The organism is Streptomyces sp. NPDC102514, from assembly GCF_055584525.1.
Window position 1 is genome coordinate 466652 of sequence record NZ_JBVJLW010000002.1, and the last position, 19132, is coordinate 485783.

Sequence of the window (19132 nt, forward strand, 5' to 3'; positions counted from 1 at the left end):
CCTTCAGGGCGAAGGCTGGGGCGCAGCCCCGCTTTTGAGGGGCGCGGGGAACTGCGCGAACGGCCCCCACCGGGCCGCAGACAATCGACACGCCGGCCGGCCCCACCCCTCAGGGGCGCGGGGAACTGCGCGGTCCGCCCCCACCGGCCCGCAGACGACCAACGCACCCGCCCCCGCCGGCACAGGCGCAGGGCGGCACTCCCCGGCCACCCCCACCCCCACCGGCTGTGGCTGTTGTGGGGCCGGGGTCTCTCGGGGTGGGCGGGCGCGGGGCGCAGGGGGCCCGCGGGGCCCTGACGTGGGCCGATGCGGCGCACCGACGGCCACCGCCAGGGACCACGCATCGGCGGGAACCACCCCTGCCGACCACCCCACCCCGCCGGTAGCGTGCTGCCCCCGTCCCGTACGCATCCGTACGAAGGAAACGACCGATGGCCGATACCGGGCAGTACGATCAGCGGTACGAACACTACGAAGGCGGAAGCCCCGAGGCGGAACGGCTGGTTTTCGATCGGCTGGCCCGGGAGCTGATGGACGTACAGGTGAAGAACCGCCGGGCCGGCGGCGGCGGAACCGCCCGCGCCATCCACGCCAAGGCCCCCCTGGGCGTGGAGAACGCCCGGCTCCGCTTCCACGACGACCTCCCCGCCGCTCTCCGCGTCGGCTTCGCCCGCCCCGGCGCCGACTACCCGGTGACCCTGCGGCTGTCGAACGCGAGCGGCATCCGCCAGGGCGACGGCACCCCCGACCTGCGCGGCGCGGCCCTGCGCGTGCGGGTGTCGGACGAGGAGAGCCATGATCTGCTCGCCACGAGCCACCCCGTGTCGCACGCCCGCGACGCCCGTGAGTTCGTGGCCTTCGCGAAGGCGATGGCGGGCGCCCGGAACCCGCTCCAGAAGGCGTTCGCGCTGCTGGTGAAGCTCCCGCTCGCGGTGGGGTTCGAGACCGCCACCCGTATGCGGCGCAATGTGCAGGCGGCGACCCGACAGACCGTCACCTCTCTTGCCACGCAGACTTATTGGAGCCGCGGGGCGATGCTCTGGGGCGAGGCGGGCCCGGTGCGCTATCTGCTGCGCCCGGCCGCCGGAACCCCGCCGGCTCCCCCGCCCGACCGCCGCGACCCCGACTTCCTGCACCATGAGCTGGCCCGCCGGCTCGCTTCGGCCGACGTGTCCTTCGAGCTGTGCGTGCAGCGGTACGTGGACGAGTTGCGCACCCCGGTCGAGAACACCTCGGTGGAGTGGAAGGACGCGGTCTCGCCGCCGATCCCGGTGGCCCGGCTCACCGTACCCGCCCAGGTTCTGGACGAGGCCGAGGCGCGGGCGGCGGCCCGGCGGGTGGAGGACCTGGTGTTCAACCCCTGGTACACCACCGACGACTTCCGTCCGCTCGGCAATCTCAACCGGGCCCGCAAGGCCGCGTACCAGGCGAGCGGCGCGCACCGGCTCGGGCTGCGTTTCGTCACCGAGGAGCCGCTGCGCAACCGGATCCTCGGCCGGCCCGTCGGCGCCGTGCTGACCCGGCTGAACCGGTATGTGCCCTGGCACCGGCTGCCGTTGCAGTTGAGCCTGCTCAACCTGGTGTTCCTGCGGAAGGTGCTGCGCCGGTTCAACCTCATCGACTCCGAGGTGCGCGAGGCCCCGCCCAGGGCACAGCCCGTTCCGCGGCCCATCGAGGAGCGGCTGCGTACCGAGCGCTCGTACGACGGGTCGTACAACGATCTGTCCGAGCCGCGGATGGGTGCCGTGGGCGCGGCCTTCGGACGGAATCTGAAGCCCGACTACCGGCCCGACCAGTTCGACACGCCCAACCCGGTCACGGCCAGCCGTCAGCTGCTGCGGCGGGACAGTTTCCTGCCCGCGACCTCGCTGAACGTGCTGGCGGCGGCCTGGATCCAGTTCCAGGTGCACGACTGGGTCAACCATCGCAGGTATCCGGCCGGCGGCCCGTCCGTGGAGGTGCCGCTGCCGCCCGGCAGCGACCCCTGGCACAACTCGCCCGGCGGGTCGGCGGAGAACGTGATGCGGTTCACCGACAACGAGGGGCTGGCCCAGTCGGGGAACCGCCCGCCGATCCTGTTCGGGAACATGGCCTCGCACTGGTGGGACGGCTCCGAGGTGTACGGCGGCGACGAGGAGACCGCCCGTTTCCTGCGCGAGCCCGACGGCGGCGCCAAACTCCGCCTGGAGGACGGTCACTTGCCGGGGGCTCAGAACGGCATTCCGCTCACCGGGTTCAACGAGAGCTGGTGGATGGGCCTCAGCGCGATGCACACCCTGTTCGCGCGGGAGCACAACGCGGTCTGTGACGCGCTGCGCGCCGAGTACCCGTCGATGGGCGAGGAGCGGATCTACCACACGGCCCGGCTGGTGGTGTCCGCGCTCATCGCGAAGATTCACACGGTGGAGTGGACCCCGGCGATCCTCGCCACCAAGGCGATCGACATCGGCCTGAAGACCAACTGGCAGGGACCGCCGAAGAATTGGCTGAACCAGCTGGGGCTGTGGCTGCTGGAGGCGCACTCGCTCAAGGGCATCCCCCAGACCATGCCGGACCACCACGGGACGCCGTACTCGCTGACCGAGGACTTCGTCACGGTGTACCGCATGCATCCGCTGGTCCCCGACGACTTCGAGCTGCGGGAGCACCACTTCGGGCACCGGCTGGAGACGGTCGGGTTCATGGACATCCAGGGCGGCGCGGCCGAGTCGCAGATCCGCAAGACGGGGCTCGCGAACGCGCTGTACTCGTTCGGGATCGCCCACCCCGGCGCGATCACCCTGCACAACTACCCGCAGGCGCTGCAGCGGTTCGAGCGGGACGGCGAGATCATCGACCTGTCGGTGGTGGACCTCGTACGGACGCGGCGGCGGGGTGTGCCGCGCTACAACGACTTCCGTGAGGGTCTGCACAAGCAGCGCATCCGTTCCTTCGAGGAACTGACGCAGAGCACCGAGTCGCTGGCACGGCTCAAGGAGGTGTACCGCTCGGTCGACGAGATCGACACGGTGGTGGGCCTGTTCGCGGAGAACCCGCCGACGGGCTTCGGCTTCAGCGACACGGCCTTCCGCATCTTCATCCTGATGGCGACCCGGCGTCTGCAGAGCGACCGCTTCCTGACCGTCGACTACCGGCCCGAGGTCTACACCCCGCTCGGTATCGACTGGGTCGAGAAGGGCGGCATGGACTCCGTCATCCTGCGGCACTGCCCGGAGCTGGCGGCTCTGCTGCCGCGCGACGCGAGCGCGTTCGCGCCCTGGCGGGCGGTCCGCCCGACGGACGACGGCGACGCCGACGGCAACGACAGCGGAGGCAACGGTGAGCCGGGCTGAGCACCGCTCCGGACACCCGGGGCTCGACGATCTGCTGGCGCGTCCTCTTCTGGAGACCCTGTGGCGCCGCCGCACCCACCGGGTCAGCCGGGGCGCTTCGGTGCCGGCCGGCTCCATGAGCCACCGCTCCACGCACTCCCCGCAGCCCCTGTCGGAGCTGGAGGAGGCGGTGCTGATCGCGCTGACCGGCGCCACCGGGCTGACCATGCCGGACCGGCCCTTCGACGATCCGCGGGACGGCAAGCCCATCATGGCCAAGCCCAATCTCACGATGGCGGGCCGGACCGCGGGCAGCCCGGACAACGCGCAGGGCACCCACTTCTTCATGATCAACGACTCGGGCACGTACTACCTGCGCAAGCTGGAGCCCGCCCCGCACGAGCCCTTCGACGCCGCCACGCTGGTCGCGAGGGCCCACCGGGCGAAGGTGCGGATCCTGGACCACCGTCTCGACGTCGCCGAGGGGATGCGCGACTTCCCGGCGTACCTCGACTCGAACCGGTTCCTGTCCAACCTGCCCGGCACCACGCTGTTCCTGCCGGTGGTCGACCTGTCCCACCAGTACGTCAACGCGCTGATGTACCTGCTCACGCAACCGGACGGGGCCCGCCCGACCTTCGTCGACGACCGCAACCTCTACCGTCCCGCCGGGGTACGGAAGTGGGTGCGCAACGGCTTCCTGAACGCCGATCTGAAGCTGCCGCTGGGCGCGCTCGGCCCGATGCGCACCCAGATCGAGGCGGACCTGCTCCTGCAGAACCTGATGCTCACCGCCGAGGCGATGGGCCTGGGCGCCTGGATCCACGCCTCGATGAACCCGCAGATCGCCCTGGGCGACCCGAAGTTCTCGAAGGCGTACGGCAGGATGCTCGGTTTCACCTTCGTCACCCCGCGCTGGCGGCTCGCCGACGTGTGGCGCTGGCACGTACCGCTGCCGAAGTACGCGAACCTGCGCTCGCACCCGGTGGGTCTCACCTCCCCGGAGGGCGAGCCCCTGATCGAGGCCGCCTGCCCGCCCGCGCACCCGTCGATGTCGGCGGCCGTGGACGCGATCATCGAGGCCAAGTTCGGGCCCGGCGGCACGTACACGGACAAGGAGGTCTTCACCCGGATCTACAAGGAGGACTACGGGCAGCGCTATCTCGCCGAGGCCAGTGAGTACGAGTCACGGGTCGTGGACTGCGCCCGTGACGTGTGCGAGTACGTGATCGCGACGCACCGGCGGTTCCCCGCGCACACGGACGCGATCCACGTGCCGGGGGTCTGGCTGCAGGCGCACCACATCGAGGAGGAGTACTACGACCGCTTCTTCGTGAACGGGCTGACGCCGGCGCACCGCGAGCACTCCGGCGTCTGGGACGGCTGAGACCACTTCGTCACGGGGCCAGGGACGGGTCTTGGCCAGGCAGTCAGGCACGTCAGGTCAGGTCAGGTCAGGTCAAGCCAGTGGTGGTACGACGCAGTCGATGAGACAGGGGCCGGGCTCTTCGAGGGCCCGGTCCAGCAGGACGGCGAACTGCTCGGCGGTGACGGCCCGTTCGGCGGGTACGCCCATGCCGCGGGCCAGGGCCACGAAGTCCAGGTCAGGACGGGACAGGTCGAGGAGATCGCCGGCCCGTGGGCCCGCGGCGGTCGCGCCCACGGACTGGAGCTCCAGATTGAGGACCGAGTACGCGCGGTTGTCGAAGAGCACGACGGTGACGTGGAGCTGCTCGCGGGCCATGGTCCACAGCGCCTGAAGGGTGTACATGGCGCTGCCGTCCGCCTCCAGGGCGAGTACGGGCCGGTCGGGCGCGGCGAGCGCGGCGCCGACGGCCGCGGGCAGCCCCTGTCCGATGGCTCCGCCGGTGAGGCTGAGCCAGTCGTGGGGTGGGGCGCCCGCCGTCGCGGCGGGCAGCCAGATGCCCGAGGTGTTCGCCTCGTCGACGACGATCGCGTGTTCCGGGAGCAGCGCGCCGATCGCCGCGGCGGCGCTCTCGCCGGTCAGGGCCCCGGTGGGCCGCCCGGGCCGCAGGGGCGCCTGCGGGATGGGGGTCACGTCGCTCTTCACCAGCTCCGCGAGTGCCTCGAGCGAGGCCGTCACGTCCTCGGTCCCGAGGGACGCCGACAGCACCTGGCATCCGTCCGGGACGATCCGGCCGCTCTGCCCCGGATACGCGAAGAACGTCACCGGCTCGGCCGCTCCGGCGAGCAACAGCACGCGTGTGCCATCCAGTTGGGCGGCGGCGTCCGCCTCCCGGTAGGCGAGCCGGCCGACCGCGGGCAGTCCCGCGCCGCGTTCCAGCCGGGCCGGGAAGGTCTCGCACAGCAGCCGGGCGCCGGTGGCGGCGGCCACCCGGGCGGCGGCGCGCAGCCCGCGCCCGTGCGTGGCCGCGCCGCCGAGGAGCAGCGCGGCGGGCCCGGTGGAGCGCAGCGCCCCGGCCGCCTCCTCGACGGCCGCCGCGGACACGGCTCCGGGGCGCGGCCCGGTCCGTACGGGCGGCCGGCCGGACTTGCCCGCCTCCGACCAGGACACGTCGGCGGGCACCAGCAGGGTCGCCACCGAACCGGGCGGCCCGTACGCGGCGGCGACGGCCTCGGCCGCGTCGCTCGCGAGGTCGGTGGCGCGATACGTACGCCGGGTCCAGCCGGAGACGGTACGCGCGAGGGACCCGATGTCGGACTCCAGGGGCGCGTCGAGCCGTTTGTGGTGCAGGGCGTGGTCGCCGACGACGTTCAGGACGGGGGTGCCGGCGCGGCGGGCGTTGTGCAGATTGGCCAGGCCGTTGGCGAGTCCGGGACCCAGGTGCAGGAGGGTCGAGGCGGGTTTGCCCGCCATGCGCCCGTAGCCGTCGGCCGCGCCCGTGGCCACGCCTTCGAAGAGGCAGAGCACTCCGCGCAGGCCCGGCACCTCGTCCAGGGCTGCCACGAAGTGCATCTCGGAGGTACCGGGGTTGGCGAAACACACCTCGACGCCCGCGTCCACGAGGCCTTCCACGAGGGTCTGCGCTCCGTTCGGCATGACGGTCCGCCTCTGCTGCTCGTGCCTGTCAGGGGTGTGTGCCTGCCAGTCTCACCAGCTTCGGAACGGGGCGTCAGCCAAAATTCCGGACATCCGGACCGTAGCGGAGCCGCGTGACCGGCCGCCCCGGCTCAGCGCACGGGCCTCCGTGCGTGCTGTGCCGCCAGCCGTACCGGGGCGTTCTGGGCGCCGTAACCGCGGTAGCCCGCGTTGCGCTGGACCAGTTCGAAGAAGACCCGGCCGATCGTCTCCGTGTAGCAGTGCCGGAAGGCGCCGTCCGCGTCCCGGTCGTAGAGGATGCCGAGTTCCCGGAAGGTCTCCAACTCGCCGTCGGCGAACTCGTACTTGGCCGCGAGGTCGTCGTAGTAGTTGGCGGGGATGGTCAGCAGCCGGCCGCCCGCGGCCCGGAAGCGGCGGGCCGCCGACACGAGGTCGTCGGTGGCGAGCGCGAGGTGCTGGGCGCGGTCGCCGTCGTCGGCGCTCGGGGCCGGACCGACACCGAGGGCGATACGGACGCTGCCGTCGGCGTTGGTGACGGCCCGGCTGCGCAGAAGCCCGTACGGATCGGCGACGTCCACGCTCTCCAGGGCGCCGAGCCCCAGCACGCTGCGATGGAAGAGCGCGGCCTCGTCGAACTGGTGCCAGGGCTGGGTGAGGGCGAGGTGATCGATGCGGTGGAGGCCACCGGGGGTGGCCGCAGCATGCTCAACAGACTCTGCGGGCTCTGCGGACTGCGCAGACTGTGCGGGCTCCGCGGGCACGAAGTCGCTTGTCCAGTCGGGCAGTCCGGGGCGGCCGGTGGCGCAGAAGAAGAGTTCCGTGCCGTCGGGTGCGGCGACGGCGTCCAGGGGCACGTCCTCGGGGGTGCGGCGGCGCGGCAGCACGGGGGCGAGCAGCGCTTCGGCCCGCTTGGCCGCGCCCGCCGGGTCCGGCGATTCCAGCCCGACGGCGGCGAGTTGCGTACCGTCGCGACGGGCGCCCGGACCGGTGTTGAGCAGCACACGGGCCTCGCCCTGCTGCCACAGGTCGACCGGTTTGCCGCGGTGCCGGGCGGTCCGGGTGAAACCGAGTGCTTCGAGGAGTTCCGAGATCGGTTCGACGTCGGGGCTGACCAGTTCGGCGAAGGCGATGCCGGTCGGCACGACGGGCGCGGGCGGCGCGGTGAGGCCGACGCTCTCCTGCAGCACGAGCAGCGAGCGCTGCGCGTCGACGGCGGTCGGCCCGGCCTCGGCCTGCCGGAAGACGTCGTTGAAGACTTCGAGGGAGAGCGGCCCCTGGTATCCGGCCTTGATCACCTGCCGGAGGAGCCCGGCGATGTCGAAGCCGCCCTGTCCGGGGAAGCAGCGGTGGTGGCGGCTCCACTGCAGGACGTCCATGGCCATCAGAGGCGCGTCGGCCAGTTGAAGGAAGAAGATCTTCTCGCCGGGAATCTCCGCGATCCCTTCGAGATCCCTGGGATCGGAGGTGCGGGCCAGGATGTGGAAACTGTCGAGGCAGGTGCCGAGCGCCGGATGGTCGGCGGCTTCGACGATGCGCCAGGCGTGGTCGTACGTGCTGACGTGCCGGCCCCACGCCAGGGCCTCGTAGGCGACGCGGATGCCGTGGCCCTCGGCGAGTTCGGCGAGCCTGCGGAGGTGGAAGGCGGCGAGCGCGTCGTCGTCGACGGCGAGGGGCGAGACGCTGGAACACACCAGGACGGTGTCGGCGCCGAGCCGCTCCATGAGCCGGAACTTGTGTTCGGCGCGGCGCAGATTGCGCCGGAACTCGTCCGGCGGGACGGCCTCGATGTCACGCATCGGCTGATAGAGATCGATGCTCAGCCCGAGATCGGCGCACCGCGCCCGAATCTCCTCCGGCGCGAGAGGGCTGGCCAACAGGTCGTTCTCAAAGACCTCGACCCCGTCGAACCCGGCCCGAGCGGCAGCGGTGAGCTTCTCGGTAAGGGCCCCACTGAGACAAACGGTCGCGATGGACGTACGCACGTCAATCCCTTTCCACTCGCACTTCACAACAAGGCTGAGGCCGGGCCCCGTAAGGGGCGCGGGGAACGGCGCGCCCAGCCCCCACGGACCCGCAGACGGCAAACAGCGTGCCGGGGCAGATCCCGTCCGGCTTTCACCCGCGGACGCGTAGGGGCGGGCCGCGCCGTTCCCCGCGCCCCTTACGGGGCTCCACGCACCCGCAGCGGGTACACGGGCCGTCGCGGCAGGTCCCGTCCCGTTTTCGTCCGCAGACGCGTGGGGGCTGGGCGCGCAGTTCCCCGCGCCCCTTACGGGGCCCGGAGTACCCCGGCTCTGGCCAGCTCGGAAATATCCAGCAACATCCGCGAAGCGTCCGCGTCCCGTCCCGTGAACAACCGAAACGCGTCCGCGGCCTGGAAGACAGCCATCCCCCCGCCGTCGAGCACCGCACACCCCACCCCCCCGGCGACCCGCAGCAACTCGGTCTCCAGCGGCCGGTAGACCACCTCGGCCACCCACAGCCCCGGCCGCAGCAACTCCGCCGCGAACGGCAGCCCGGGATGCGCGGCCATCCCCATGGGCGTGGCATGCACGACGCCGTCGGCCCCGGCGAGCAGCGCGGGCAGCCGCTCCGGACCGCCGGCGTCCACCCGTCCCGCCCCGAACTGCCGGTTCAGCTGCGCGGCCAGCGCCCCGGCCCGGTCCGGCAGCGCGTCCACCACGGTGACGGACCCCGCCCCGAGCGTCAGCAGGGCGTGCGCGACGGCGGCCCCCGCGCCTCCCGCGCCCAGCTGCACCACCCGCTCCAGCCGAGCGTCGGGCAGCCCGCGCGCGAAGCTCGCCGCGAACCCGGTGACATCCGTGTTGTGCCCGATCGCGCGCCCGCCGGCGAAGACGACGGTGTTCACCGCGCCGAGCGCCTCGGCCTGCGGGGAGAGCGCGTCCAGGTGCTCGATGACGAGCTGCTTGCAGGGGTGGGTGATGTTCAGCCCGTCGAAACCGAGGTCGCGGGCGGCCCGTACCAGGTCGCCCACCGATTCCGGCGCGACACCGAGCGCGTCGATGTCGATGAGCCGGTACAGATAGCGCAGGCCCTGCCGGTCGGCCTCCCGCTCGTGCAGGGCCGGGCTGAGGGACGGGCCGATGCCCGCGCCGATCAGTCCGACGAGATACGAGTCCTTGACCACGGCGACCACGGCGGACCTCCCGAGCAGCTCACTAATGTACGAACCAGTACGTTAGCTATACCAGCATCCCGCGGCCACGGAAAGGGGCGCCGGACACCCGGAGCCGTGCGCCGCCGCCTGCTTCTAGAATCGCGGGGCACCGGCCCCTCGCCCGAGAGACCCCGAAAGAGCCGGAAAGAACCCGAAGGAACCCGATGACCAGCGTCGAAGAACCGGCAAGGCCGAACGGACGCATCCGTGACGCCGCCCGCACGAGGGCCGAGATCCTTGACGTGGCGACCCAGGAGTTCGCGCGGGCCGGCTACGACGGGGCACGGGTCGACGAGATCGCCGCCCGCACCCGGACCACGAAGCGGATGATCTATTACTACTTCGGCGGCAAGGAGCAGCTGTTCACCGCTGTGCTGGAGCGGTCGTACGGCGTCATCCGTGAGGCGGAGCAGGGGCTCGACGTCGAACATCTGGACCCGGTCGCGGCCATCAGGCGGCTGGCGGAGCTGACCTTCGACCACCACGAGGCGCACCCGGACTTCATCCGCCTGGTCAGCATCGAGAACATTCACGGAGCCGCGCACATCGCCGGGTCCGAGAAGCTCGGCAGGATCGGCTCGCCCGCGCTCGACGTGATCCGCCGCATCCTGGAGTCGGGGCGGGAGTCGGGCCTGTTCACGGCCGACGTCGACGCCGTGGACCTGCACGCGATGATCAGCTCGTTCTGCTTCTTCCGGGTCGCCAACCGGCACACGTTCGGCGCCCTGTTCGGCCGCGACCTGGTCGACCCGGCGCAGCGCGAGCACTACCGGAGCATGCTCGGCGACATGGTCATCGCCTATCTGACGGCGGACCGCACGGCCGGCTGAGTATCGGCAAGATCCTTCGGCACGACCTCTTGACACCCGGGAAACGTGAGCGCAACATCCGTAGCCAGCCACTACTAACTACCCAGTGGGTTAATTAACCGGGCAGCACCCCGGCACGGCGGTCCCACCACCCCAGGGCCCCGCTGCATCTCCCCTCTGCTCCGCTCATCGCTCACTCCGCTCACCGCCCTCCTCCCGCTCACTCCGTCTACGTTGGAGTTCCCCCGAAGGAGCACCGCCGTGTCCGTCCCCGCAGCACCCCTCGACGCGCCACCGGGCCAGCCGAGGAAGGCCGCGACAGCCGCCTGGATCGGCAGCGCGCTGGAGTACTACGACTTCTTCATCTACGGGAGCGCGGCAGCGCTGATCTTCCCGGAGGTCTTCTTCGACGAGTCCGACCCGGCCACGGCGACCCTGCTGTCGCTGGCCACGTTCGGGGTCGCGTACGCGGCCCGCCCGGTCGGTGCCCTGTTCCTCGGGCACTTCGGCGACAAGGTCGGCCGCAAGAAGATCATGGTCTTCACGCTGATCCTGATGGGCGTGTCGACGTTCCTCATCGGCTGTCTGCCGACGCGCGACCAGGTCGGCACACTGGCGCCGGTACTGCTGGTCCTGTGCCGGGTCCTGCAGGGCATCTCGGCCGCGGGCGAGCAGGCCAGCGCCAACTCCATGTCCCTGGAACACGCGCCACCGGACAAACGCGGCTTCTTCACCAGCTTCACGCTCAGCGGCACCCAGGGCGGCCAGTTGCTCGCCACGCTGGTGTTCATCCCGGTCGCCGCGATGCCCGAGGACCAGCTGCTCGCCTGGGGCTGGCGCATCCCGTTCTGGATGAGCATCGCGGTCGCCGTCGTGGGTTACGTGATCCGCCGCACCCTCCAGGAGACGCCGACCTTCACACAGCAGGCCGCCACCGAGGGCGTCGCGAAGATGCCCCTGGCCGTGCTGATGCGCGAGCACTGGGCGGATGTCCTGCGGGTGGTCGCGGCGGCCCTGGTCGCCTCGGTCAGCACGATCTTCACGGTGTGGGCGCTGGCCTACGCGACCAGTGACGCGGTCGGCATGGACCGCACGTCGATGCTGTGGGTGGGCGCGCTGGCCAACCTGGTCGCGCTCGGCGCGATCCCGCTGTGGGCCACGCTGTCCGACCGCATCGGCCGCCGCCCGGTCTTCCTGATCGGCGCCGCGGGCAGCGGCGTACTGATGTTCCTCTACCTGTGGGCCATCTCCACCGGCTCGTACCCGCTGGTCCTGGTCCTCGGCATCGTCACCTTCGGCGTCGTCTACAGCGCCGCGAACGGTGTCTGGCCGTCCTTCTACGGAGAGATGTTCTCCACCCGGGTCCGTCTGTCGGGCATGGCCATCGGCACGCAGATCGGCTTCGCGATAGCGGGTTTCGCGGTGACGTTCGCCGCGCAGATCGCGGGCCCGGACGGCGACGACTGGCTGTCGGTGGCCCTGTTCACGGCCGCACTGTGCGTCCCCCCGGTGATAGCCGCACTGACGGCCCGAGAAACCCACAAACTCCCGACGGCCCAACTGGGCGAGCAAGCCCGTCAGGAGTCACCGGACGTACTGAGCCCGTCCGGCGTCTGAGGACCGCCGGCACTCTCAGCCCGTCCGGCGTCTGAGGACCGGGGGGTTCGGGGGCTGGCCCCCGAGTCGGTGACGGGACGGGTAGGGGCGGCGGGGGCGAAAACCCCTCGGCCACCCCCACCCACCCCCTCCTCCCCCCACCCCCTCAGCTCAGCTCCCCCCGGAGGTCAACGTGAGCCCCGGCTCCCCAAAGGCATCCGCCACCCCGAGCACAGCGGTGAACACCCCCGCCCGCACCACGACCCCCTCCCCCTCAACCCGCTCACACACCACACTCAACGGCTCGGCAGCCACAGCCCCGTACCTCACGGCGAACACGTCAAGCCCCTCGGGCGAGTCAGCCGAGACGCCCACCTCCAGCGCACTGGTCACCCGCACATGCCGCCACCCGGCATCAGGGTCCCCGTACCCCCGAGGATCGGCGGCCAGAGCGAACGCGGCCTGCTGCTGCGTGAATTCGCTCCGCGCGTCGAAGGAATCCGCACCACCCCGCTGCGGATGGGTGAGCCGCAGCTCCCCGACCGCCGCGACGAGCGGAAGGTCGGCCACCCGCCGGAACCGGTCGCCGTCGGCGGTGACGTACGGCATCCCCGCGAGCAGATACCGCTCCCCGCCGAGCCGTTCGACGATCACGGTCATCCACAGCCGCGTGCCGTCGGTGACGTACAACGACCGTACGTGGCGCAGCACATGGTCCCGCCCGACGACGGGCTTGGTCACGAGTTTGGCGGCCAGCCCGCCGACACGATGGTCCGCGACCCGCACCGCGCCCATCGGACGGCACAGCAGGAAGCCGTCCGAGGCGACGCCGATGACGGGCCCGAAGCCGTGCTGCCGGTTGACGGCGGCGGCGATGAGTGCCGTACCGCCGGCCTCGATCACCGAGGGGGTCATCCGGTCGTCGAACGACACCGTGACCGTGCCGGAGCGCAGTTGGTGGCAGGCGGGTGCCGTGCTCGGGGCGCGGTGCCAGCCCGGGGTGTCCTGGATCTGCCAGACGAGCATGAACGCGAAGTGCCCGTCGACGCCGCCGTCGGCCCCGACCGCGTGCCGGCCCCAGCGCGAGTCGCCGGCGTAACGGCCGATGTCCGCGCCGATACGGCGCCCGAAGTACCGCAGTCCGAGCACGGATTCGAAGGCGGAGTGCTGCTCGCTGTAGCGCGGGCCGCCGATGTCGAAGCCGCTCCCGCACACCCGCGCGTCGATGTAGCGGGCGAGTGTGTCGCCGTCCTGGGCGAAGACCTCCTCGCCGCTGACCCGGTGGGCCTGGGCGAGGAAGGACAGGGAGATGGGCCCGTAGTTGTTGTCGTACGCGCCCCCGTGCTCGGGAGGCAGCGCCGCCCCCCGGTCCCGTACGCGCCGGGCGCGGATCTCGTCGAGGTACAGCCGCAGGGCCCGCTGCCGGACCGACTCCCCCTCGTCGGACGGGAGATGGCGGGCGAGCATCAGCCCGCCGACGACACAGCCGATGGCCTGGTTCGCGGCGTCCTGCGGGTTGAAGACCGTGGCCTCGGTCAGCCAGCGCCAGTATCCGCCCGCAACGCCCAGGAGTTCGCGGTACTGCTCGTCGTCGACGAGCCCGCCGGAGGACGTGTCGAGCACGTTGACGGCCTGGAGCAGCGCCCACACCGTGCTCGGCCAGTCCCCGATGGGATGCGCGCCGGGCTCCAGCACGTAACGGGCGTACGGGAGACCGGAGTCGCGTGCCGTCAGGTTCGGGTAGCCGGGGTTGTCCTCGGTGAAGACGCGCTCGCGCAGGTGGAAGCCGAGGCTGCGGCGCACGGCCTCCGGCAGGCGCGGGTCCTTGGTGCGCTGCCAGGCGAGCGCGAGCAGGGAGGTGATGCCGAGCGAGGTGTCGCCGATGTCCTCGCCCGCGGCCGGGTGCTCAAGGTTGCCTTCGGGGGTGAGCCGGGCCAGGGCGGTCTCGGTGACACCGGTCAGTACGGCGTCGTACGCGGCCGGTTCGTCCGCGAGGTCGTGCAGCGGGCCGCGCTGGTGGAGGAGGTGCACGTACATCTAGCCCTTCATACCGGAGGTGGCCAGGCCTTCCACGAGCCGCTTCTGGAAGATCAGGAAGCAGATGAGGGTGGGCAGCAGGGCGAGCGTCGACATGGCGAACATCGCGCCGTACGACGAGCCGCTCGTCTGGTCCAGGAACAGGGTCAGGCCGAGGGGGACGGTGAACTTGTCGTTCTGCTGGAGGTAGACGAGCTGGTGCAGGAAGTCGTCGTACGTCCAGATGAAGGTGAAGATCGTGGTGGTGATGAGCGCCGGTTTCATCAGGGGCAGGATGATCTTCCAGTAGATCTGGAAGGGGTTGGCTCCGTCCATCATGGCCGCCTGGTCCAGCTCACGCGGGATGGACCGGATGAACTGGACCATGAGGAAGATGAAGAAGGCGTCCACCGCGAGGAACTTCGGCACGATCAGCGGCAGGTACGTGTTGATCCAGGTCAGGTTGTAGAAGATCGTGTACTGCGGGATCAGCACGGCCTGGGTGGGCAGCATCAGGGTGCCGAGCATCAGGCCGAACCAGATCTTCTTGCCGCGGAACTCGAAGCGCGCGAAGGCGTAGGCGGCCAGCGAGCACGAGATGACGTTCCCGATCACCGCACCGATCGTGACGATCAGCGAGTTGGTGATGTAGAGGGAGAAGGAGTTGCCGGAGCCGCTCCAGCCCTCGGAGTAGTTCTCGGGGCGCAGCGAACCGGGGACGAGCCCCGGCTGGGTGAAGATCTCCGTGTCGGGCTTGAGCGAGCTGCTCAGCATCCACAGCAGCGGATAGAGCATGACGATCGCCACGCCGATGAGCACGGTGTGGATGAAGATGCGGCGCGATCCGGTGGCCGAACGCAGATTCCGCAGCGATGGCTTCGAGTTCCGCGGCGGCGACTTCGAGGGCCGGGTCGGGGTGATGGCGGACATGGGATGGAAGGCTCCTCGCTCAGACGTCGGTCCGGCGTCGGTCGGACGTCGGTCGTCGTCGGACGTCAGTCGTCGTAGTGGACCCAGTAGCGGCTGGCGATGAAGTTGACCGCCGTGAACCCCGCGATGACCAGGAACAGCACCCAGGCGAGCGCCGAGGCGTATCCCATCTGGAGGTCGGTGAAGCCCTTCTTGTACAGGTAGAGGCTGTACAGCATGGTCGAGTTGAGGGGTCCGCCGGAGCCGTTGCTGATGACGAAGGCGGGGGTGAACGTCTTGAACGCGTCGATGATCTGCAGGACCACGTTGAAGAAGACGATCGGTGTCAGCAGCGGCAGGGTGATCCTGAAGAACCGGGTGACGGGTGTGACGCCGTCGATCGCGGCGGCCTCGTACACGTCCTTGGGCAGTTGCTTGAGGCCGGCGAGGAAGATGACCATCGGGGTGCCGAACTGCCAGACGGCCAGCAGGATCAGCGTGTAGATCGCGGTGTCGGGGCTGGAGATCCAGTCCTGGCCCTCGATGCCGAACCAGGCGAGGAAGTCGTTGAAGAGGCCGTCGCCGCCGAAGACCTGCCGCCACACGATGGCGATGGCCACTGCGCCGCCGAGCAGGGACGGCAGATAGAAGGCGGCCCGGTACAGGCCGATGCCCCGCAGGTCGCGGTTGAGTAGCATCGCCACGCCGAGGGCGAGGGCCAGCTTCAGCGGCACCGAGACGACGACGTACAGCAGGGTGGCGTGCACCGAGTCCCAGAAGACCGGGTCCTGGGTGAACATCTTGTCGTAGTTGTCCACTCCGACCCACTGCGCGGGCGTCAGCAGGTCGAAGTCGGTGAAGGACAGATACAGCGAGGCCAGCATCGGATAGATCGTCAGCCCGAACAGCCCGATGAACCAGGGAGCCAGGAAGGCGTACGGCCACCAGCCCCCGCCCCGCCGTCTGGCGAGCCGGCGGCGCATACGGTCACGCTCCCGCTGGTCGGACGGGGCCACGGAAGCACCCTGCTCCCCGACGACCTCGTCACTCTTGGCGGCGGTCATACTCATCTCTCCCTGACCCTCTCGCATCATGCTTTCGTACAGCGAAGACTGAGCCGTCCCCTACGAAGCCGGCCACGGCTCCGGCGCCTTCGAGGGACGGGCATCAGCGCTTTCAGGGGGCGCGGGCACCAGCACTCTCAGCGGCGCGGCCACCGACGCCTTCAGCAGCGCGGCCACCGGCACCTTCAGGGGCGCGGGGAACTGCGCAGTCTTTTAGGGGCGCGGGGAACTGCGCGACCGGCCCCCACCGGCCCGCAGCTCCGAACGCAACCCCAGCCGACCCGAACCCTCAGCCCCCAAGAATCCCCGCGGACTGGTCAAAGAACGCCCCGAGCTGCGCCTTGATCGACTTCTTCCCGAAGGCCACCGCCAGGTTCGACTGGAACAGCAGATCCCAGATCTGATCGGCCCCCTGCGGCGGAGGCGCGGGCGCCGCAAGCGCATCGCCCGCCTTACCGACCCGCTGCGCGATGTAGTCCGCATTGGCCATGTTGAGCTTGTCCGTCTCGGTCAGCCCCGAGGCGATCAGCCCCCGCGCCTTCTCCGTCGGCGGAATCCCCCGCAGCAGCTGCATGTCCTTGATCGCGGTCTCGTCCTGCGCGAAGTACGACATGATCTTCACCGAGTCGGCGACCTTCTTGCTGGCCTTCGTCGCGCTCAGCAGCACACCGCCGTTGACGAAGTTGCCCTCGCGGGCCCCGGAGAAGTCGCCCTGCGGAGTGGGCAGGAAGTCGAGCTGCGCGTCGGTGATGGAGCCGCCCGCGCCGTACACACCGGAGTCGAAGGTGAACAGCGCCTTGCCGATGACGACCGCGTTCTTGGTGAGGTCGTTGTGCGCGGCGGAGGTGATCGCGGGCGGCGGGGAGGCGTTGGCCTTGCGCATCCCGGCCCAGTACTCCCACCACTCCTGGAGGGTGTCCGCGGTGAAGCCGAGCTTCTTGCCGTCCTCGGTGAAGAAGGTCTCGCCCTTCTCCCGCGCGAAGACCTCGAAGCACTGGAGGGTGGAGCCACCGCCGTCGTCGACGCCGTAGATCTTGCCGCCGCTCTTCTTGTGGACCTCGGTGCCGATCTTCTTCAGGTCGGCCCAGGTCCATTCACGGTCGGGCAGCTCCAGGCCGAGCTTCTCCAGGCCGGTGCGGTTGACGGTGAGCTGGTTGACGCCGATGCCGGACGGCACCCCGTAGAGCTTGCCGTCGACGGTGCCCGCGGCGAGGAGCGTCTTGGAGAACCCGGTGAGGTCCAGGCTCTTGCCGACGTACGAGTCGATCGGGGCGAGGACACCCTTGCGGGCGTACTGCGCGACCAGCGCGGTGTCCATCTGCAGCAGGTCGGGGGCGCTGCCGCCGGCGATGTTGGTGTTGAACTTGTCGAAGTACCCGTCGTACCCGGAGTAGGTCGGCCGGATCTTGATCTTCGGGTTCTTCTTCTGGAAGGCGGCCAGCACCTTCTTGTAGGCCGCGTGCCGGTCGTCGCTGCCCCACCAAATCATGGTCAGGTCGCTGCTGGTGCTGCCGGCGCCGGTGCCTCCGCTGCAGGCGCTCAGCGAGGTGCCGAGCGCGCCGGCGACTGCGATGCCGCTCGCGGAGCGGAACAGGGTTCTGCGCGAGATCTGGTGACCCACCGGGTCCTCCTGAATGTGCGTAACGGATCCCCTGGCCGTCGAGCGGCTCGGGTCTTTGTCCCTGGGGTGAGGCCTTCCGGCGTGCGGCCTCGCCCGGCCGCATCGCTCTGACGAGTGGGGGTCCCCGGCCCGGGGTCCGCCGTCACATTCGCGTGGTCCGCCGGGAGAGCGGGCGGGGCGGCGCCCGGGTGGGGCGCCTCCCGGCCGATGGCTCGGGGAGGGAATGTGACGACAGGCCTCGGAGGCCGCAGCCGCACGAGCGCGCCCTCGCACGGCTGCCGTACGTCGTGTACGGCGGGACGCCTCACCCAGGGCCGGGTCCCGCCGGCCATGGAAAGCGCTTGTCCGGACATTGGCAGACCCGCGGCTGACCCGTCAATGCTTGACTCGCACCCCACCGGTCACGGTTTCGATTCCATGGGCCACGGCGAGGCGGCTCGCACCGGCCACGGTGCCGCTGTCGCCGACCATGCTGCTGACCACCTCGGTGGGCCAGCTGAGCCGCGCCAGCTCGTCCCGTACACCGGGCAGGAGCTGCGGAAACGCGCCGATCGCGCCCCCCAGCACCATCAGCCCCGGATCCAGTACCGCGACCACCGCGGCGGCCAGCCGGCCGATGTCGGCGGCGTGGTGCCCGACCACGGCACGGGCCGTGGAGTGGCCCTCCTCGGCGAGGGAGAAGAGCTTCTCGGGGGTACGGGGGCAGGGGCCGTCGGCGCCCCGCCAGGCCTCCGCGGCCCGGCGCAGGAGCGAACGGGAACCCATGCGCTCCTCCAGGGCCTCCCGGCGCGGTTCACGGCCGTCGTCCCACGGGTAGGGCAGCCGGGCCAGCTCGCCCGCGGCCCCGTTCGCGCCGCGCAGCACCCGGCCGCCGATGACGATGCCGAGGCCGATCCCCACACCGATCCGCAGATAGCCGAACGAGTCACGGCCGCGGGCGGCGCCCTGGTGCAGTTCGGCGAGTGCGGCGCAGTTGACGTTGTTCTCGAGGTGGACGGGGACCTCCGGCGGCAGCGCGACCGCCATGGCGTCGAAGGCGGGGCCCGCCTTCTCGGTCGCGGGGCGCATCCCGGTGCCGTCCCGGTCCCGTGCGGTGACGTCCCCGACGGCGACGACGACGGCGCGCAGCGGGGCTCCGGCGGGCAGGGCGCCGAGGGCCGCCCGGACCGTGTCGGCGGAGTCCGCCCGCGGTCCGGTGCCCCGGGCGAGCAGGGTGCCGTCCAGGGCGCAGCCGCGTACCTGGGTGTGGGTGGGGCCGAGATCGACGGCGAGCACGGCGCCCGCGGCCGGACCCAGGCCGTAGACGGCGGCGGAACGGCCGGTGCCGCCGGAGGCGGTGCCGGAACAGGCGGCCAGCTCGGCGCCCTCCAGTTCGGCCACGGCGGTGGAGACGGTCGGTTTGGACAGACCCGCGCCGGCCGCCAGCTGGGGGCGGGTGGCGGTGCCCGTCGCGGCCAGTACGGCGAACACCGCGCGGGCGCTCTCGCTCAGGTTCATGCTCTCCCTCAGGTCATGCCGCGGCGGTCCGCCGCTCGGGTCCGTCCGGCCCTCGTCGCAACCGTTGTACGGCATGGGTTCCGCAACCCTTGACGCACCCTACTTCGTT

The 19132-nt window shown here is 70.9% G+C and carries 12 protein-coding genes; 4 read left to right on the forward strand and 8 right to left on the reverse strand.

The window, feature by feature from the left end; genetic code table 11:
• Nucleotides 1-431 precede the first annotated feature (431 nt).
• A complete protein-coding gene (locus ACZ60E_RS07030; protein WP_469438851.1) occupies nt 432-3332 on the forward strand; it encodes a peroxidase family protein in 2901 nt (966 codons plus the stop codon).
• Nucleotides 3319-4698 (forward strand): hypothetical protein, encoded by a 1380-nt coding sequence (locus ACZ60E_RS07035; RefSeq protein ID WP_469438852.1) that lies wholly within the window; start codon nt 3319-3321, stop codon nt 4696-4698. The genes ACZ60E_RS07030 and ACZ60E_RS07035 overlap by 14 nt, the downstream gene beginning before the upstream one ends.
• A 72-nt stretch (nt 4699-4770) precedes the next feature.
• On the opposite strand, the gene ACZ60E_RS07040 is transcribed toward ACZ60E_RS07035, so the two are convergent.
• The 3 genes from ACZ60E_RS07040 to ACZ60E_RS07050 form a co-directional block, all read right to left on the reverse strand.
• Complete coding sequence (locus ACZ60E_RS07040) at nt 4771-6333, reverse strand: acetolactate synthase large subunit (protein ID WP_469438853.1); 1563 nt, start codon at nt 6331-6333, stop codon at nt 4771-4773.
• Nucleotides 6334-6464: 131 nt separating this feature from the next.
• Nucleotides 6465-8315 carry a bifunctional sugar phosphate isomerase/epimerase/4-hydroxyphenylpyruvate dioxygenase family protein gene (locus tag ACZ60E_RS07045; protein WP_469438854.1) on the reverse strand — a complete coding sequence of 617 codons (1851 nt, stop codon included), beginning with the start codon at nt 8313-8315 and terminating at the stop codon, nt 6465-6467.
• 287 nt (nt 8316-8602) lie between these two features.
• Complete coding sequence (locus tag ACZ60E_RS07050; protein WP_469439005.1) at nt 8603-9481, reverse strand: shikimate dehydrogenase; 879 nt, start codon at nt 9479-9481, stop codon at nt 8603-8605.
• 194 nt (nt 9482-9675) lie between these two features.
• Here ACZ60E_RS07050 and ACZ60E_RS07055 point away from each other — a divergent pair, with 194 nt between their 5' ends.
• A complete protein-coding gene (locus ACZ60E_RS07055; protein ID WP_469438855.1) occupies nt 9676-10341 on the forward strand; it encodes a TetR/AcrR family transcriptional regulator in 666 nt (221 codons plus the stop codon).
• Between the two features lie 240 nt (nt 10342-10581).
• The gene (locus ACZ60E_RS07060) at nt 10582-11937 is read left to right on the forward strand and encodes an MFS transporter (RefSeq protein WP_469438856.1); all 1356 of its coding nucleotides are present in this window, start codon (nt 10582-10584) and stop codon (nt 11935-11937) included.
• Between the two features lie 150 nt (nt 11938-12087).
• Here ACZ60E_RS07060 and ACZ60E_RS07065 read toward each other — a convergent pair whose 3' ends face one another.
• The 5 genes from ACZ60E_RS07065 to ACZ60E_RS07085 all read right to left on the reverse strand — a co-directional run bounded on the left by ACZ60E_RS07065 (nt 12088) and on the right by ACZ60E_RS07085 (nt 19023).
• Entirely contained in the window at nt 12088-13947 is a 1860-nt protein-coding gene (locus tag ACZ60E_RS07065) for a hypothetical protein (RefSeq protein ID WP_469439006.1), read from the reverse strand.
• Nucleotides 13948-13953: 6 nt separating this feature from the next.
• Complete coding sequence (locus ACZ60E_RS07070; protein ID WP_384804642.1) at nt 13954-14862, reverse strand: carbohydrate ABC transporter permease; 909 nt, start codon at nt 14860-14862, stop codon at nt 13954-13956.
• A gap of 65 nt (nt 14863-14927) precedes the next feature.
• Nucleotides 14928-15905, reverse strand: coding sequence for a carbohydrate ABC transporter permease (locus ACZ60E_RS07075; RefSeq protein WP_384804644.1), 978 nt, complete (start codon nt 15903-15905; stop codon nt 14928-14930).
• A 289-nt stretch (nt 15906-16194) separates the two neighbouring features.
• A complete protein-coding gene (locus ACZ60E_RS07080) occupies nt 16195-17526 on the reverse strand; it encodes an ABC transporter substrate-binding protein (RefSeq protein ID WP_469438857.1) in 1332 nt (443 codons plus the stop codon).
• Between the two features lie 375 nt (nt 17527-17901).
• Nucleotides 17902-19023, reverse strand: a complete 1122-nt coding sequence (locus ACZ60E_RS07085) for an ROK family protein (RefSeq protein ID WP_469438858.1) — start codon at nt 19021-19023, stop codon at nt 17902-17904.
• Between the last annotated feature and the right edge of the window lie 109 nt (nt 19024-19132).

What these genes read in the sequence shown, in the direction of transcription:
- ACZ60E_RS07055 (WP_469438855.1), top strand. Translation starts at nt 9,676, where the DNA reads ATGACCAGCGTCGAAGAACCGGCAAGGCCGAACGGACGCATCCGTGAC.
- ACZ60E_RS07040 (WP_469438853.1), bottom strand. Translation starts at nt 6,333, where the DNA reads ATGCCGAACGGAGCGCAGACCCTCGTGGAAGGCCTCGTGGACGCGGGC.
- ACZ60E_RS07070 (WP_384804642.1), bottom strand. Translation starts at nt 14,862, where the DNA reads ATGTCCGCCATCACCCCGACCCGGCCCTCGAAGTCGCCGCCGCGGAAC.
- ACZ60E_RS07085 (WP_469438858.1), bottom strand. Translation starts at nt 19,023, where the DNA reads ATGAACCTGAGCGAGAGCGCCCGCGCGGTGTTCGCCGTACTGGCCGCG.
- ACZ60E_RS07030 (WP_469438851.1), top strand. Translation starts at nt 432, where the DNA reads ATGGCCGATACCGGGCAGTACGATCAGCGGTACGAACACTACGAAGGC.
- ACZ60E_RS07075 (WP_384804644.1), bottom strand. Translation starts at nt 15,905, where the DNA reads ATGACCGCCGCCAAGAGTGACGAGGTCGTCGGGGAGCAGGGTGCTTCC.